Genomic DNA, 14,635 nt, shown 5'->3' with positions numbered 1-14,635 from the left:
ATTCTAGGCAGCTAACCGATAAAAGTCTTCTGCCATTTGATTTGGTGTCTTAAAATCCAAGCCTTTTTGAATTCTTCGCTGATTATAAAATAACTCTATATATTTTGTAATATCCGCTTTGGCTTCTTCCCTTGTTTTGTAGTTGCGATGATGGACTAGTTCATTTTTGAGTATGCCCCAGAAACTCTCTATCGGTGCATTATCAAAGCAGTCGCCTTTTTTGCTCATTGAACCCTGAAAATCAAATTTCTCAAGTAAGTTTCGATATTCATTACTGCAATATTGGCTGCCTCTATCTGAATGTACAATGAGATCTTTAGCAGGTTTCTGATTGCGAATAGCCATATTCAATGCATCACAAACAAGCTTGGCTGTCATGCGCTCATTTAAGCTATAGCCAACAACCTGTTTCGTGTAAAGATCTTTGACAGCTGCCAAGTACAACCAGCCCTCAGCCGTCCAAATGTAGGTAATGTCACTCGACCACGCAAGATTAGGCTTCGTCATTGAAAACTGTTGCTTGAGTAAATTGTCATAAATAGAACGGTTGTGATCACTGTTCGTGGTTCTTTTGAAACGCTTATGGCGCTTACAATACAACTGATTTGATTTTTTTATTTGGCGCACAGCATACGTACTTATTTTGATACCTTGCGCTTGTAAATGCTTGGTTAATCGAACATAGCCATAGCTTTGTTTGGTTTCTTCATGGGCTATTTTGACCAAAATTGTCTGCTGATTTCGCTGAATTGATCTTTTACTCATGCCTCGCTTTAGCCAATCATAAAAGCGAGAAACGGATACACGAAGTAATCGAGCCATTAAAATAATCGGAAATAAGTGGCTTTGCGATTTCATATAGGCGTACCTCACTGACTTTCTTTGGCAAAGTACGCTGCTGCCTTTTTTAAAAATTCACGTTCCATTTCAGCTGTTTTGAGCTGTTGTTTAAGCTTCTTATTTTCTTCGAGTAAGGCGTTTAGATCGGGCGAATACTGTTTTGTGCCTGCTAAAGTTCCAGCCTTTGCTTTGTTATTCCAGTTCGAAAGGGTTTGCATTGAAATGCCAAGTTGTCTAGCGGATTCCGATACATTACCTTGGTTCTCTTCAATGGCTTTTATGGCTTCAGCTTTAAATTCTGCGGTGTAAGTCTTCTGTTTCTTGCTCATGGTAAACTCCTAATGAGTATGTATAGTTTACCAAGTTAAACCCTCCTGTTTTTTAAGCACACATCATAGTGATTAAATTTATAAAAATAATAAATAAAATCAAGATTATAAAATTGTGAAAGACACTAAATTACGCTATTTTTTAGAGGGTGGATTTTTTGAGATTTTTGCTGTGAATTTAAAGGCAATTTTATGGGTGGGGAGTATTGGATTTGCATTACATGGTTGTACAACCATGCAGAGTTTAAACCCAAATTCATTTAATCATTATGCATCACCACAAGAAGTGATCAATCAAAAAGGGCTAAATAGCTCAAATGGGAAGGCGAAAGAATACGTCTATGATTGGGGACCACAAAAGAAAAATGTTGACGCAGAATCGCTGATACCCAAGCAAAATATGAGCAGTTACTGCCAAGCCAAAAATGGCAAATTTATTCAACTGAATAAAAGCAATTTGAACCAAGTCAAAAATGCATGGAGTCGTAAATTATTAGCGACCTATAGCAGTATAAAACAGAGCACAGGTGTGTTTCAGTGTAGCCAGGCAGATGGACAACGTTGGATGGTTGCAATTGAACCCGTTTCAGAGCGTAAATCGAATGACCGTTCTGAAACCCGCTTAGTGAGTTTGTATACAGCAATTATTGGACCCGAAGAACGTCGCAAAAACTATAATAAACAAGAAGAAACTGTAGCTAAAAAAGCCACACCAAGCAAAGCAAAAGCAACGACAACAAAAAGCAATGCGAAAGAGGAAGCAAAAAAAGAAGTAGAGACTAAAAAAGAAACCAAAGCCAAAGAGCCTGAAAAAAAACCTGTAGTGAAACCAGTTGCAGAAACATCGCAACAGATACAAATGCGCTTATATGTGAATGCACGACGTGACCTGAATGCCGGAAAAAATCAAGTCACCGCTTGTAATAATGCACAGCGCGCTTATAGCTATGGCAAATTAAATGGTGCAAATGCCAATAGAGCCTATGCTGAATCAGGTATGCTCGTTGCAAAATGCTTAACGACAGTGCCTGCATATAGCAAAAGTTATCCAAACGCCAATGCAAGAGCAAAAGGCATCCTACAAAACTTAGCGACCAACTATAACCACGCAGGGGCAAAAAATATGTTGAATCGTATGAAATAAACTTCAACAGGATAAAAGCCATTTGGGGAAATAGGCTTTTATCCTGATCCTATGATGTACTCAAGCAAAGTTTTAAAAATAATAAGGAAAAACCATGAGTTTACTAAAAGAAACTTATTTTAATGCGCCATTATTTGACCGAGAATTGGCAGAAATTTTAGGTGATATCGAGCAAACACCCTTCTTTTTGAATAATCGTGGGCATCCAACATATTTAGCGTCACTTGGGGTAGGGATTCATTTAATTACCGAGTCGGCCACCAATGCGAAAATGACGATGGGAAATCCCTACGCGGTTCCTTCCGAAATTTCGACGATAACTACCAATTGGGGGGGAGCAAACGGAGCTTGAATTTGAAGGGCAACACTTCGAGTTTATGCCATTGGTGGCAAGCAAAGAAACCGCGGCAGCTTTTGGTATCACCTTAGTTCAGGCAGGTGAAGCGATTCAGATTCATTCAAATCAAAAACGACTGTCAGAGATTCATTATGAATACGGCATGATGGCAGGTCATTATTTGCCATATGAAAGTGCAACATCAAATTTAAATGGCGGTAAAACTTTAACACCATTTGTCATTACTGATTTAGAACACCATGACTTTCCGCATATTTTTAGCGCGACAGATCAGGATCATTTGCCTCTGGTCATCTCAGTAGGACGCTATTTTCCAAATTTAGGCAAGATTTACTTGGCAGATTTATGGGTCAATCCGGGGGATGCTTTATACATTCCTGCGAAACCCAAATATTCGAATCCCGAGTTTATTGACCTCCATAATAATCGTAACGCAGCACTTGCATGTTGGCGAGGTGATAGCAATAAATCGACATTGACCACCCATAGTTTGCTCGATACCAATGGACATTTTTACTGGTATTGGAATAGAAGGCCAACGATTCATCCTCTCATCTATGCACCGACTAGCAAAAATGAATAGTTGAGTTACATAGACCAAACAGCAAATACAGCACTTCATGATACAAAGGTGACTCAAGTTTTGGGAGTTTGGTCTATGGCTTACGGTTTATCTAAAAAATTACATCTACGTTTTTCACGACCAGCAGGTTTGGCTTTATTGACGCTCATGATGCTTGGGACGACGCAAGTGAGTTTAGCGAGTCCGACGGTCGATCAGCTCAGTCAATGTTTAGTGAAATCGACCACTGCTGCGGATAAAACAGCAGTGCTGCAATGGACCTTTTCTGCCTTGGCAGCGCATCCAGATTTAAAACAATACAGTAATGTCAGTGATGCGCAAAAAACGCAACTCGATAAAAATCTGGCTCAAGTGATGCAGCGAATTTTGGTGGAGCAATGTTCTACGCAAACGCAGGCTGTAATTAAAGCCGACGGTCTACAGGCTGTAGGCGAAAGTTTTCAAGAGCTTGGTAGTATCACGGGGGATGAAATATTAAAGACGCCTGAAATTAAACAACAATTACAAAGCGTACTGCGTTATGTCGATTTGAATAAATTGGTGACCAAATTTTTAACCCCAGAAATTTGGAATAAGTTAGGTGTGGTTCGTTAATTTTATTTTGAGTAAATAAAAAATGCTCCTTTTATACAAGGAGCATTTTTTATGGATTCACCCTAAATGGATGATGATCCAATGCGTTTTAGTTTGGTGACTCAAGCATTAAATGGTAATCGTCGCGCCTAATGCTTTAACAAATTGCGCCATCCACGCAGGGTGAGCAGGCCAAGCAGGAGCAGTAACTAAATGACCGTCGGTCACTGCATCCGTGACTGCAATATCTGCATACTGACCGCCAGCCAGTTTAACTTCGGCGGCACATGCAGGATAAGCGGAACATGTACGGCCTTTCAGTACATTGGCTGCTGCCAAAATTTGCGCACCATGACAAACCGCTGCAATCGGTTTTTTCGCTTCGTCAAATTCGCGTACGATTTCAATCACACGTGCATTCATACGTAAATATTCAGGTGCACGACCACCCGGAATCACTAAGCCGACATAGTTATCTGAGTTAACTGCATCAAAGTCATAGTTAATGGCAAAGTTATGACCGCGTTTTTCGCTATAGGTTTGTTCACCTTCAAAATCATGAATCGCTGTGGCAATGTTGTCACCGGCTTTTTTGTCAGGGCAAACGGCATGAACGGTATAACCAAGACCAACTAAAAACTGAAAAGGTACCATGGTTTCGTAGTCTTCAGCATAGTCACCTACAAGCATAAGAATTTGTTTTGACATGATGTAACCCTCTGTTGAAATATGATTTATATCAATTTTTCATTTACCTTAGCATATTGGAATGACAGTTTTAAGCAGGCTGTAAATTCTTTAGTTGTATATTTTTATCTGGATTTATAAAAGTTATAGATGGTTATAGTTCAAATTATGATGAGTTTAGTAGGCTAGATGCTATCAATTATTAATGACTTTGGTGTTTTTCACATAGCTTTAAAAAGTTAAATATTTACCTCTCCCTTGTGCAGCAGTGCTGTTCATCTACTAAATGGAGAGGTAAGTAACAATCCATAACGGTATTAAATTAGCAATGGAAGCACCTTCTCCCACTAGGAGAAGGCGGGGGTAGAGGGAAACTTAAAAAATTAAATCAGATCAGGATAAAATTTCTCAAATCCCTCATTCACCGCTTCACCTCGCAGCAAATAGCCTTTCGGTTGGATATAACTATAAATTTCCCGTGCGGGTTGTTCATGCCAGCCAATGTTAAAAGCACAGAGTTTTGGGAAAAATTGCAAATGGCTATAGTTCAGATGGTTATGAATCCAATAGGCGAGTTGTTGCCAATTGCTTTGGTCTTTTTCATAAAGTTTTAAAAATGATGGAATGACGATACATGCCGTTGCACCGTAGCCTTTAGCATCGGGATAGTCCCAAATATGGCTGGCAAAGTTTTTTTCATTGCTAGCACAGTTATGTCCTTTTTCGTTGCCAAGTTGATTCACTTGTGGCGAACGATAAGCGGATCGAATGGTGATGCGTCCAAATTTGTCTTGGAGAGGTTCAAGTAGTTCTTCGCAGAGTCGTGTGCCTGTACGAATCGCAATTTCGGGATGGTCTGGAAAGTTGGGGACACCGTACCAGTTGGTGATTTCGCTACACATGAAGTCGCGCATAAAGAAGGACTTTGAAAGTTGAACACGTCCTAAGTCTTCGAGTTTGGTGAGGGAGGATACTTTTTTGATAGTCATGTTGTTTTAGATATGAAGTGTTTGGATTGATTCTATAAATAAAGTTATGAAAATAAATTAATAATTCTTTCTTAAAAGGAGAGAGAACATTTAATCTATTTTTAGAATTTGAAGTTGTATTTTGCTAACGAATTCGCTGATATTTGTAATAAGGGTATCGATATCTTCTTTTGAGATTCGTATTTTCTTCTGTTCTTTAGTATACCCAGCTCTATGAGCACAATCATGTCTTTTCTCAACGGCTGGCACTAGCCAAGTAGTTTTGGGAATATCACAGTTTAATGTTGTCTTAAACATAGGAATAACAGTTTGAACATTATGGAATGATTTTGTTTTAAGAGAGTCTTCTACTTTTTTTCTAAGAGTATCTTTCCAATTATTTAATTCTTGAATTTTGAATGTTAAATCTTTGGTTGAGCCATCGTTTAAAGCTTGCTTGAGGATAAAGCTATCTGATGAAAGTACAGTTGTAATGAACGTTGTTTCAAGATAATTCTCTAATGTAGCAATAAGAAAACCATGTAGCATTATATTAATATCTTCTTCTAAATCAGCAGGATAATTATGGTTAAGAATTTGCTTAGCTTTCAATATATTTTTTTCAAAAATATCTATAGATTTGGTTTTTTCATATAACCATTGAAACTCTTGTTGAGTAGTAAAACACATCGTCCTTTTAAAGGATTTAATAAAAAAGTTTTCAGTTAGAATCTGATGCTGTAAGTTATTTTTAACAATATCTCTAATTTTTTCGTAAAAGGAACTAAGTAAAGTTAAGTCCTCCGAGAAATAATTTTCTAGATCGAAATAAAAGTGTTCGTATTCTAGCAAAGAAAATAAATTATTTGGTAGTGTGTTTAGAAAGCGTTGTGGGATAGGTAAATCAAAATAGTATTTAAAATATTCTGTTTCAAAAATACTATTTGTTGGTGATTGCGCAAGTTGACCAATTTTAATTATACCAAAACTTTTCTTTATACAAGGGTTCTTAGAATAGTCACAAATATGGATATTAAACGTTGTTTTGTATCCAAAATCATCCCAATTAGAGGGAGAGAGTAAAATGAGATAACCTGAAAAGTTTTCTAATAGCGGGGGTGCACTAGTTTTATTAAAGTAAATTTTAATTTCCATACTTTCTCCCATAAAAAAACCCCGCATTAAGCGAGGTTTTTATAACATGAAATCAAATAATTAGCGAATAGATCAACCAATCAATTTCTTCATCAATTCATTCACTTGAGCAGGGTTGGCTTTACCACGTGACGCTTTCATCACTTGACCAACCAGACCGTTGAAAGCTTTCTCTTTACCAGATTTATACTCTTCAACCATCTTCTCGTTGGCAGCAAGAACTTCCTTAATAATCGCTTCAATCGCGCCTGTATCAGTTTCCTGTTTCAAGCCTTTTTCCGCAATAATCTCGTCCGCAGTTTTGCCTTCTTCCCACATAAAGCCGAACACTTGTTTCGCGATCTTACCGCTGATGGTATTGTCCACAATACGTGCGATCATGCCACCCAGTTTCTCAGCAGATACAGGAGAGTCAGTAAGGTCTAGGCCTGCTTTGTTCAAGGCACCTGAGAATTCACCCATTACCCAGTTTGCAGCAATCTTACCTTGCGCAGCACCGCCCGCAGCTTTTACCACGTCTTCATAAAACTCTGACATTTCACGAGTCAGTGTCAGTACGTGAGCATCATACTCAGTCACACCAAAGTCAGCCACAAAGCGCGCACGGAGTGCAGCAGGAAGCTCAGGAAGGGCAGCACGTGCCGCTTCAATTTGCGCATCTGCAATAATTACAGGTAACAAGTCAGGGTCTGGGAAGTAGCGGTAATCGTTCGCTTCTTCTTTAGAACGCATAGAACGCGTTTCCATCTTCACAGGGTCGAACAAACGTGTTTCTTGGTCGATGGTGCCATCCCATTCCAAGATTTCCATTTGACGTTCAATTTCAACATTGATCGCTTGTTCAATGAAACGGAAAGAGTTCAAGTTTTTCAACTCGCAGCGCGTACCAAATGGTTGACCCGGACGACGTAGTGACACGTTACAGTCCGCACGGAACGAACCTTCTGCCATGTTACCGTCAGAAATGCCTAACCAACGCACTAAAGTGTGAATCGCTTTAATGTAGGCAACTGCTTCTTCAACCGAACGCATATCAGGTTCAGAGACAATCTCAAGTAAAGGTGTGCCTGCACGGTTTAAATCGATACCAGATTGACCTTCAAATTGGTCATGGATCGATTTACCTGCATCTTCCTCAAGGTGAGCACGGGTTACGCCAATGCGCTTAACTGTACCATCTTCAAGTTGAATGTCGATATGACCCAAGCCCACAATCGGGTTGTCCATTTGGCTGATTTGGTAGCCTTTTGGAGAGTCAGGGTAGAAATAGTTCTTACGTGCAAATACAGACGCTTGGTCGATATAAGCATCGATACCCAAACCAAAGCGAATCGCAAGATCGACCACTTCTTTGTTGAGTACAGGCAATACGCCCGGCATTGCCAAATCAACTAGGCTCGCTTGTGTATTTGGGTCTTGACCAAAAGTAGTAGATGAACCTGAGAAAATTTTGGTATTGGTTGCAAGCTGAGTGTGAATCTCGATACCAATCACCACTTCCCAACCATCAATTAGGTTAGATTTTGGTTTAGCAGCGTTCTTAGCCATTATGCATTCTCCTCAGCAATTGCAGCGCGTTGTGTATGCCAATCGGTTGCTTGTTGGTACTGATGCACCACAGACAACAATTGAGATTCTGACCAGTAGTTACCAATCAACTGTAAGCCAACAGGTAAGTTGTCTTTGTCAAAACCAACAGGCGCGTTAATCGCAGGCAGACCTGCCAAGTTCACTGCGATGGTGTAGATGTCACCCAAGTACATTTCTACAGGAGACAGGTTTGCACCAATCTTATATGCGGTCGTTGGTGCAGCAGGGGCAGCAATCACGTCTACAGACTCAAATGCTTTTAAGAAGTCTTGTTGAATTAAACGACGTACTTTTTGTGCTTTCACATAATAAGCATCGTAGTAACCCGCAGACAGCGCGTAAGTACCAATCAAGATACGTTGCTGCACTTCTTTACCAAAACCTTCAGAACGTGAACGTTTGTACAAGTCCATCAAATCCACAGGATTTTCACAGCGGTAACCATAACGTACACCATCAAAACGCTGTAAGTTTGAAGATGCTTCAGCAGGAGCAATCAGGTAATACGTTGGAACATAGGCATCAGTCATGGTCAAATCAATCTCAACCAAGATTGCGCCCATTTCTTCTAACTTTTTCAGTGACTCTTCAACGCGTGCTTTTACGTCTGTATCTAAACCAGCAACGTTAAAGTACTGTTTAGGAATACCGATGCGTAAGCCTTTTACCGATGTACCGTTCAGGTTCGCCACGTAGTTATCGACGTCTTTTTCAACCGAAGTTGAATCTTTCGCATCATGACCTGCCATCACGTTCATGAGGTAAGCACAGTCTTCAGCCGAACGCGCCATTGGGCCGCCTTGGTCTAAAGATGATGCATACGCAATCATACCGAAACGTGAAACACGACCATACGTAGGTTTAAGACCAGTCAAACCACAGAAAGACGCTGGTTGACGGATTGAACCGCCTGTATCTGTACCTGTTGCGAAAGGCGCAAGATCAGCCGCTACCGCCGCAGCAGAACCGCCTGAAGAACCACCTGGAACATGGTTTAAGTTCCAAGGGTTAGCCGTTGCGCCATAAAATGAATTTTCAGAAGTCGAACCCATGGCGAATTCATCCATGTTCACTTTACCTAAAGTGACAAGGCCCGCAGCTTTACCTTTCGCTACAACGGTTGCGTCGTAAGGAGAGATAAAATTGTCCAGCATTTTAGAACCAGCCGTGGTTTTAATGCCTTGGGTACAAAAAATGTCTTTGTGTGCAATTGGTATACCAGTCAACGCAGTTGCATTGCCTGCTTTAATTGCAGCATCAGCCGCATCTGCTTGCGCAAGTGCTTGTTCAGCTGTCACGGTCACGTATGACTTGACTTGAGCATCGATTTTTTCAATGCGTTTTAAATAGTGTTCAGTCAATTCGCGTGAAGAAAATTTAGCGCCAGCCAAACCTTCAGACAATTCACGAATTGATAAGCGATGTAAATCTGTCATGAGAAATATTTCTTTACGTTTAATTTGAAAAAATGTTGATCTGAATAAAAATTATTCAATCACACGCGGAACAAGGTACAAGCCATCCTGTACTGCAGGAGCAACTGCTTGATATGCTTCGCGATGATTGGTCTCAGATACCACGTCTTCACGTAAGGGCTGTGGATTGTCGAATGGACTTTTTAGTGGTTCAACACCGTCAGTATCGATGCCTTTCAGGGTTTCCATCATGCCTAAAATTTTATTTAAACTTTGAGCATAGTCAGCAGATTGCGCTTCATCTAGCGACAATCGAGCCAGATGGGCAATCGCTGAAACTGTTTGTGCATTTAGATCTGCAGAATGCTGTGCATCCGATGTAGACATAACATTACCTAATCAGTATTAAAAAAATTCAAAATATCGTGGCTTATAATAAGCGATTGACTTGTTCAAATCATCACATTTAGTTAAAGTTGCCACCTTGCGTCCATATAAAAGTTTAACTGAGAACGTCCCCGTGATTCTAAAACGACTAATTGGCTTGTTTTCGCCGGATCTTGCCATTGATTTAGGCACTGCAAATACACTTATCTATGCGCCAGGACGAGGCATTATATTAAATGAACCGACGGTGGTGGCAATTCGCCACAGTGGTTCACAAAAAATCGTTGCCGCAGTAGGTCTTGACGCGAAGCAAATGCTAGGTCGTACACCTGCAAATATTTCTGCGATTCGCCCAATGAAAGATGGTGTGATTGCTGACTTTGAAGTCACTGAAACGATGTTGAATCAATTCATTGGCAAAGTGCACGAAAAACGTTTGTTCCCACCTGCACCGCGTGTCGTGGTGTGTGTGCCATGTAAATCGACGTTGGTGGAACGCCGTGCAATCCGTGAAGCTGTATACAATGCAGGTGCACGTGAAGTTCGCTTAATTGAAGAGCCAATGGCTGCTGCAATTGGTGCAGGTATGCCTGTTGAGCAAGCCTGTGGTTCGATGGTTGTCGATGTTGGTGGTGGTACAACTGAAATCGCGATCATTTCACTTCAAGGTTGTGTCTATGCAGACTCACTACGTATCGGTGGTGATGTATTTGATGAACAAATCATTAATTACGTGCGTAAAGCACATGGTTGTGTGATTGGTGAAACCACTGCAGAAAACATCAAAAAAGAAGTTGGTATGGCGCTTCCAGAAGAAGGTGCAAAACCTTTGGAAATCGAAGTCCGTGGTCGTAACTTGGCTGAAGGTGTACCTCGTGCGATTACCGTAACTTCTGACGAAGTTACTCAAGCGATTTCTGATCCACTACAAAACATTGTGTCTGCGGTTAAATCTGCACTAGAGCAAACGCCACCTGAGTTGTCTTCAGACATCGCAGAACGCGGTATTGTGTTGACTGGTGGCGGTGCATTACTTCGCAATCTTGATAAGCTTCTTGCAAAAGAAACGGGTCTTCCTGTCGTGGTTGCAGAAGATCCACTATCATGTGTTACACGTGGTGGCGGTAAGGTTCTCGAATTCTTCGATAACCCTAATCATGACATGTTATTTGTAGGCTAAGAAAAGGACTCGGCGGGTGCAAACGCAACTGTTTTCAAGACAACCGCCATCTTTTCGCTCATTTATCATTGCGGTGATTACATGCTTGGTGGTGCTTTTCTTTGATTGGCGCATGCCGCATGTAATTCAACCGGCCAGAGACGTCTTGTATGCGGCATATAATCCAATTTATGCACTTGCAAGCTATCCAGTGTTATCGCGAGAATGGCTGAATCAACAAACCAAGTCTGAAGCTCAATTACGTCGTGAAAATACCGCGATGCAAGCAGAGTTAATTCAGGCTCAAGTCCGTTTACAGAAACTTTCTGAACTTTCTGCTGAAAATACTCGACTGCGTGGACTACTCGATACACCACTCATCATTGATGGTCGTATGGAGATTGCCGAAGTCATTGGTACCGATGCTGATCCCTTACGTCATATTATTGTGATTAACCGCGGAGCCAGCAGTCAGCTTAAAGTGGGACAAACTGTACTCGATGACAAGGGCATTATGGGGCAAATTATCAATGTTTACCCGCATAGTAGCCGTGTCATGTTGCTCTCAGACAAAGAGCACTCTTTATCCGTGCGTATGGAGCATACCGGTATGCGTGCAATCGTTACGGGTACAGGTGACTTAGGTCGACTTAAGATGGAATACGTGCCAACCAGTGCGAATATCAAAGTCGGTGAAAAAGTCTATAGCTCAGGTCTAGGGGCACATTTCCCAGCGGGTTATTTGGTGGGTACAGTGTCGAAAGTCAGTCGTCACAATAGCGGTGAATTTGCCCAAATTGATATCAATCCTGCTGCCCAATTGGCAGGTGGTCATCATGTGGTTGTGCTATTTTCCGATTCTTTAGCGATGGAGCAACCGCATGTCATTCGCTAAGCTTAGTCGTCATACAGAGCGCGACCCATTATTTCCGATTATCTTTTCCATCATTTTGGCATCCGTGCTGATGGTGTATCCGCTTTCTTATGACCTATCAGGTTGGCGCCCATTATTCATGATGATGATCATGCTATTTTGGGTACTTTGTCAGCCGACATGGTGCGGTGTTTGGTTTGCATTTGCCACAGGTCTCTTTACCGACTTATTGACTGATGCGCCATTTGGCATGAACGCACTGAGTTTTGTGGTCATTGCATTTGTGACACGCTTTTTGACCCGTGAACGTCGTATCCTCACATTTGGTAATTTATGGATTATTGCTGCAATGGCAATTTTCGCGCATTTACTGTTTGTGTGGATTGTTCAAGTGATGGGTGGGGCACAGTTTTCATTTGCTCGCCATTGGCAGCCAATTGTAACTAGCTTACTCATTTGGCCAATCATGTATTACTTCCTGAGAAAATGGCGCATATAATTTTAGCTTCGAGTTCTCCTCGACGACGCGAACTTTTGCAACAATTGGGTCTGGAATTTGAAATTTTCAGTCCAGATATTGATGAGTCCGTGTTGGAAGGAGAATCTGTAGCGGATTATGTAGAGCGTTTAGCACGTGCTAAAGCTTGCGCAGTACAACAACAATTCCCTAATGCTATCGTTATTGCCGCCGATACCAGTTTAGGCGTAGATGAGCACATTTTAGGAAAACCAGCGTCGAAAGCACATGCTTTTTCTATGTGGGAAATGATCTCTGGACGAAAACATGATGTATTTTCAGGTGTTTGTGTCAGTACAAAAGATCAAATATACAGTATAGTAGTGCGTACACAGGTTGAATTTCAAACGCTGAGTCTAGCTGACATGGAAAGCTATTGGGCAACAGGTGAACCAATCGGCAAGGCGGGAGCCTACGCCATTCAAGGAATTGCTGCGCGCTATATTCCTTGTATTGAAGGGAGCTACAGCAATGTCGTTGGGCTGCCTTTGCATGAAACCGTACAGTTATTACAGACAGTTAAGGCATTAAATTAACTGCTGCAACACAAGAATTTTTATAATGTTTTGAGTTTTGATATGTCTGACGAGTTGTTGATTAACGTCACACCGATGGAATGTCGTGTGGCGTTGATTCAAAACGGTACGGTCAATGAATTATTTGTTGAACGCACCGTGAAGCGTGGGTTAGTGGGCAATATTTATAAAGGGAAAGTTGTTCGTGTGCTTCCGGGTATGCAGGCTGCTTTTATTGATATTGGATTGTCGAGAACGGCTTTTTTACATATCAATGATATGGTCTGGCAGCGCAATCAACCGACCCCGAACGTTTTTGAGCTGTTACAACCGGGGCAAGTACTCACCGTACAAGTGATGAAAGATATGTTGGGTACCAAAGGTGCACGACTATCGACTGATCTTTCAATTCCTTCCCGTTACCTCGTTTTAATGCCATATGGCAGTCATACCGGTGTTTCACAGCGCATTGAGTCTGAAGAAGAGCGTGACCGCTTGCGTAGCATGATTGAACACATTCAAAAGGAACACAATTTACCGGGTTCAGTCATCGTTCGTACTGCTGCTGAAGGTATTCCTGAATGTGAAATTGCGCAGGACATGGCTTATTTAGCCAAACTGTGGGAATATATTCAACGTAAACAACGCAGTATTGTCGTACCTTCTCTGATTTTTGAAGAGCTGCCTTTACCGCAACGCGTCATCCGTGATTTGGCTAATGAAGAGACGTCTAAAATTCAGGTCGATTCACGCGAAGTGCATGGCAAATTGCAAGAGTTTGTCCAAGAATTTGTACCGAGCATGCAAAATCGCTTACTGCATTATCCGGGTGAGCGTCCAATTTTTGACTTGTACAATGTCGAAGAAGATATTCAAAAAGCCTTACAGACACGTGTAGCACTTAAGTCTGGCGGCTACCTGATGATCGATCAAACTGAAGCCATGACCACGATTGATGTCAACACAGGCTCCTATGTCGGTGGCCGTTCACTTGAAGACACTGTGTTTAAAACCAATATGGAAGCCACACAGGTCATCGCGCGTCAGCTCCGTCTACGTAACTTGGGCGGTATTATCATTATTGACTTCATTGATATGCAAGAAGCACATCATCGAGAAGAAGTGATGAGCCAGTTTGAGAAAATGCTCGAGCGCGATCATGCCAAAACCAAGATCACTCAAGTGTCTGAGCTGGGCTTGGTGGAAATGACGCGTAAACGCACCCGTGAATCTCTGGAGCATCTGCTTTGTGATTCTTGCCCGACCTGTCAGGGGCGTGGTTATGTGAAAACGGCTGAAACAGTTTGCTATGAAATTTTCCGTGAAATCTTGAGATATGCACGTGCTTATGAATCACAAAGTGGTTTCACTGTGGTGGCACATCCGTCGGTGATTGACCGATTGTTAACTGCTGAAGCACCTGCGGTAGCTGATTTAGAGCACTTTATAAGTCGTGTGATCAAGTTCCAAGTGGAAAATTTATATACGCAAGAGCAATACGATATCATTCTGAGTTGAAATTGTAACAGAATATCGTTAAA

At 41.4% G+C, this 14,635-nt stretch carries 16 protein-coding genes; 9 read left to right on the top strand and 7 right to left on the bottom strand.

The annotated features are described in order from the left end of the window. Positions 1-3: 3 nt before the first annotated feature. Positions 4-1,169, bottom strand: a protein-coding gene (locus MST18_RS11650) for an IS3 family transposase (protein WP_119285041.1) whose coding sequence is annotated in 2 segments (ribosomal slippage) — positions 4-911 and positions 911-1,169 — 1,167 coding nt in all. Because the reading frame shifts where the segments join, the coding sequence is not laid out codon by codon here. 115 nt (positions 1,170-1,284) lie between these two features. Between MST18_RS11650 and MST18_RS11645 the strand changes: the two genes are divergently transcribed. The 4 genes from MST18_RS11645 (at position 1,285) to MST18_RS11630 (ending at position 3,848) form a co-directional block, all read left to right on the top strand. After that, positions 1,285-2,313, top strand: coding sequence for a hypothetical protein (locus MST18_RS11645; protein WP_257250063.1), 1,029 nt, complete (start codon positions 1,285-1,287; stop codon positions 2,311-2,313). Positions 2,314-2,407: 94 nt separating this feature from the next. Beyond that, a complete protein-coding gene (locus MST18_RS11640) occupies positions 2,408-2,665 on the top strand; it encodes a hypothetical protein (RefSeq protein WP_257227559.1) in 258 nt (85 codons plus the stop codon). 25 nt (positions 2,666-2,690) lie between these two features. After that, entirely contained in the window at positions 2,691-3,254 is a 564-nt protein-coding gene (locus tag MST18_RS11635) for a hypothetical protein (RefSeq protein ID WP_257227560.1), read from the top strand. 147 nt (positions 3,255-3,401) lie between these two features. Continuing rightward, positions 3,402-3,848 (top strand): hypothetical protein, encoded by a 447-nt coding sequence (locus MST18_RS11630; protein ID WP_257227561.1) that lies wholly within the window; start codon positions 3,402-3,404, stop codon positions 3,846-3,848. Positions 3,849-3,956: 108 nt separating this feature from the next. On the opposite strand, the gene MST18_RS11625 is transcribed toward MST18_RS11630, so the two are convergent. From MST18_RS11625 to gatC, 6 genes are all read right to left on the bottom strand, one after another. Then, on the bottom strand, positions 3,957-4,535 hold the full coding sequence (locus tag MST18_RS11625) for a DJ-1/PfpI family protein (RefSeq protein ID WP_180133991.1): 579 nt from the start codon (positions 4,533-4,535) through the stop codon (positions 3,957-3,959). A gap of 362 nt (positions 4,536-4,897) precedes the next feature. Then, positions 4,898-5,503 carry a hypothetical protein gene (locus MST18_RS11620; protein ID WP_180133992.1) on the bottom strand — a complete coding sequence of 202 codons (606 nt, stop codon included), beginning with the start codon at positions 5,501-5,503 and terminating at the stop codon, positions 4,898-4,900. A 90-nt stretch (positions 5,504-5,593) separates the two neighbouring features. After that, the gene (locus tag MST18_RS11615; protein WP_180133993.1) at positions 5,594-6,637 is read right to left on the bottom strand and encodes a hypothetical protein; all 1,044 of its coding nucleotides are present in this window, start codon (positions 6,635-6,637) and stop codon (positions 5,594-5,596) included. Between the two features lie 72 nt (positions 6,638-6,709). Then, the gene (gene gatB / locus MST18_RS11610) at positions 6,710-8,185 is read right to left on the bottom strand and encodes an Asp-tRNA(Asn)/Glu-tRNA(Gln) amidotransferase subunit GatB (protein ID WP_180133994.1); all 1,476 of its coding nucleotides are present in this window, start codon (positions 8,183-8,185) and stop codon (positions 6,710-6,712) included. After that, the gene (gene gatA / locus MST18_RS11605; protein ID WP_180133995.1) at positions 8,185-9,663 is read right to left on the bottom strand and encodes an Asp-tRNA(Asn)/Glu-tRNA(Gln) amidotransferase subunit GatA; all 1,479 of its coding nucleotides are present in this window, start codon (positions 9,661-9,663) and stop codon (positions 8,185-8,187) included. The genes gatB and gatA overlap by 1 nt, the downstream gene beginning before the upstream one ends. A 51-nt stretch (positions 9,664-9,714) precedes the next feature. After that, the gene (gatC, locus tag MST18_RS11600; protein ID WP_078189985.1) at positions 9,715-10,029 is read right to left on the bottom strand and encodes an Asp-tRNA(Asn)/Glu-tRNA(Gln) amidotransferase subunit GatC; all 315 of its coding nucleotides are present in this window, start codon (positions 10,027-10,029) and stop codon (positions 9,715-9,717) included. Between the two features lie 133 nt (positions 10,030-10,162). On the opposite strand from gatC, the gene MST18_RS11595 reads away from it, so the two are divergent. From MST18_RS11595 to rng, 5 genes are read left to right on the top strand one after another with little or no spacing between them, the layout of a single operon-like run. Next, positions 10,163-11,209 carry a rod shape-determining protein gene (locus tag MST18_RS11595; protein WP_078193300.1) on the top strand — a complete coding sequence of 349 codons (1,047 nt, stop codon included), beginning with the start codon at positions 10,163-10,165 and terminating at the stop codon, positions 11,207-11,209. Positions 11,210-11,225: 16 nt separating this feature from the next. After that, positions 11,226-12,083: a rod shape-determining protein MreC gene (gene mreC, locus MST18_RS11590; protein WP_180133996.1), complete on the top strand. Its 858-nt coding sequence runs from the start codon at positions 11,226-11,228 to the stop codon at positions 12,081-12,083. After that, entirely contained in the window at positions 12,070-12,561 is a 492-nt protein-coding gene (mreD, locus tag MST18_RS11585; RefSeq protein ID WP_180133997.1) for a rod shape-determining protein MreD, read from the top strand. The genes mreC and mreD overlap by 14 nt, the downstream gene beginning before the upstream one ends. Continuing rightward, a complete protein-coding gene (locus MST18_RS11580; RefSeq protein WP_180110669.1) occupies positions 12,549-13,115 on the top strand; it encodes a Maf-like protein in 567 nt (188 codons plus the stop codon). Before mreD ends, MST18_RS11580 begins: the two co-directional genes overlap by 13 nt. Before the next feature lie 42 nt (positions 13,116-13,157). After that, the gene (rng, locus tag MST18_RS11575) at positions 13,158-14,612 is read left to right on the top strand and encodes a ribonuclease G (protein WP_180035510.1); all 1,455 of its coding nucleotides are present in this window, start codon (positions 13,158-13,160) and stop codon (positions 14,610-14,612) included. Positions 14,613-14,635 lie beyond the last annotated feature (23 nt).

This window comes from Acinetobacter sp. YH12068_T, assembly GCF_024606005.1.
Classification (GTDB): domain Bacteria; phylum Pseudomonadota; class Gammaproteobacteria; order Pseudomonadales; family Moraxellaceae; genus Acinetobacter; species Acinetobacter amyesii.
The sequence above is the reverse complement of the archived record's forward strand: the minus strand, read 5'-3'. Positions and strand labels throughout refer to the sequence as shown.

What these genes read in the sequence shown, in the direction of transcription:
- MST18_RS11640 (WP_257227559.1), top strand. Translation starts at nt 2,408, where the DNA reads ATGAGTTTACTAAAAGAAACTTATTTTAATGCGCCATTATTTGACCGA.
- MST18_RS11635 (WP_257227560.1), top strand. Translation starts at nt 2,691, where the DNA reads ATGCCATTGGTGGCAAGCAAAGAAACCGCGGCAGCTTTTGGTATCACC.
- MST18_RS11630 (WP_257227561.1), top strand. Translation starts at nt 3,402, where the DNA reads ATGATGCTTGGGACGACGCAAGTGAGTTTAGCGAGTCCGACGGTCGAT.
- MST18_RS11625 (WP_180133991.1), bottom strand. Translation starts at nt 4,535, where the DNA reads ATGTCAAAACAAATTCTTATGCTTGTAGGTGACTATGCTGAAGACTAC.
- MST18_RS11620 (WP_180133992.1), bottom strand. Translation starts at nt 5,503, where the DNA reads ATGACTATCAAAAAAGTATCCTCCCTCACCAAACTCGAAGACTTAGGA.
- MST18_RS11615 (WP_180133993.1), bottom strand. Translation starts at nt 6,637, where the DNA reads ATGGAAATTAAAATTTACTTTAATAAAACTAGTGCACCCCCGCTATTA.
- gatB (WP_180133994.1), bottom strand. Translation starts at nt 8,185, where the DNA reads ATGGCTAAGAACGCTGCTAAACCAAAATCTAACCTAATTGATGGTTGG.
- gatA (WP_180133995.1), bottom strand. Translation starts at nt 9,663, where the DNA reads ATGACAGATTTACATCGCTTATCAATTCGTGAATTGTCTGAAGGTTTG.
- gatC (WP_078189985.1), bottom strand. Translation starts at nt 10,029, where the DNA reads ATGTCTACATCGGATGCACAGCATTCTGCAGATCTAAATGCACAAACA.
- mreD (WP_180133997.1), top strand. Translation starts at nt 12,070, where the DNA reads ATGTCATTCGCTAAGCTTAGTCGTCATACAGAGCGCGACCCATTATTT.
- MST18_RS11580 (WP_180110669.1), top strand. Translation starts at nt 12,549, where the DNA reads ATGGCGCATATAATTTTAGCTTCGAGTTCTCCTCGACGACGCGAACTT.
- rng (WP_180035510.1), top strand. Translation starts at nt 13,158, where the DNA reads ATGTCTGACGAGTTGTTGATTAACGTCACACCGATGGAATGTCGTGTG.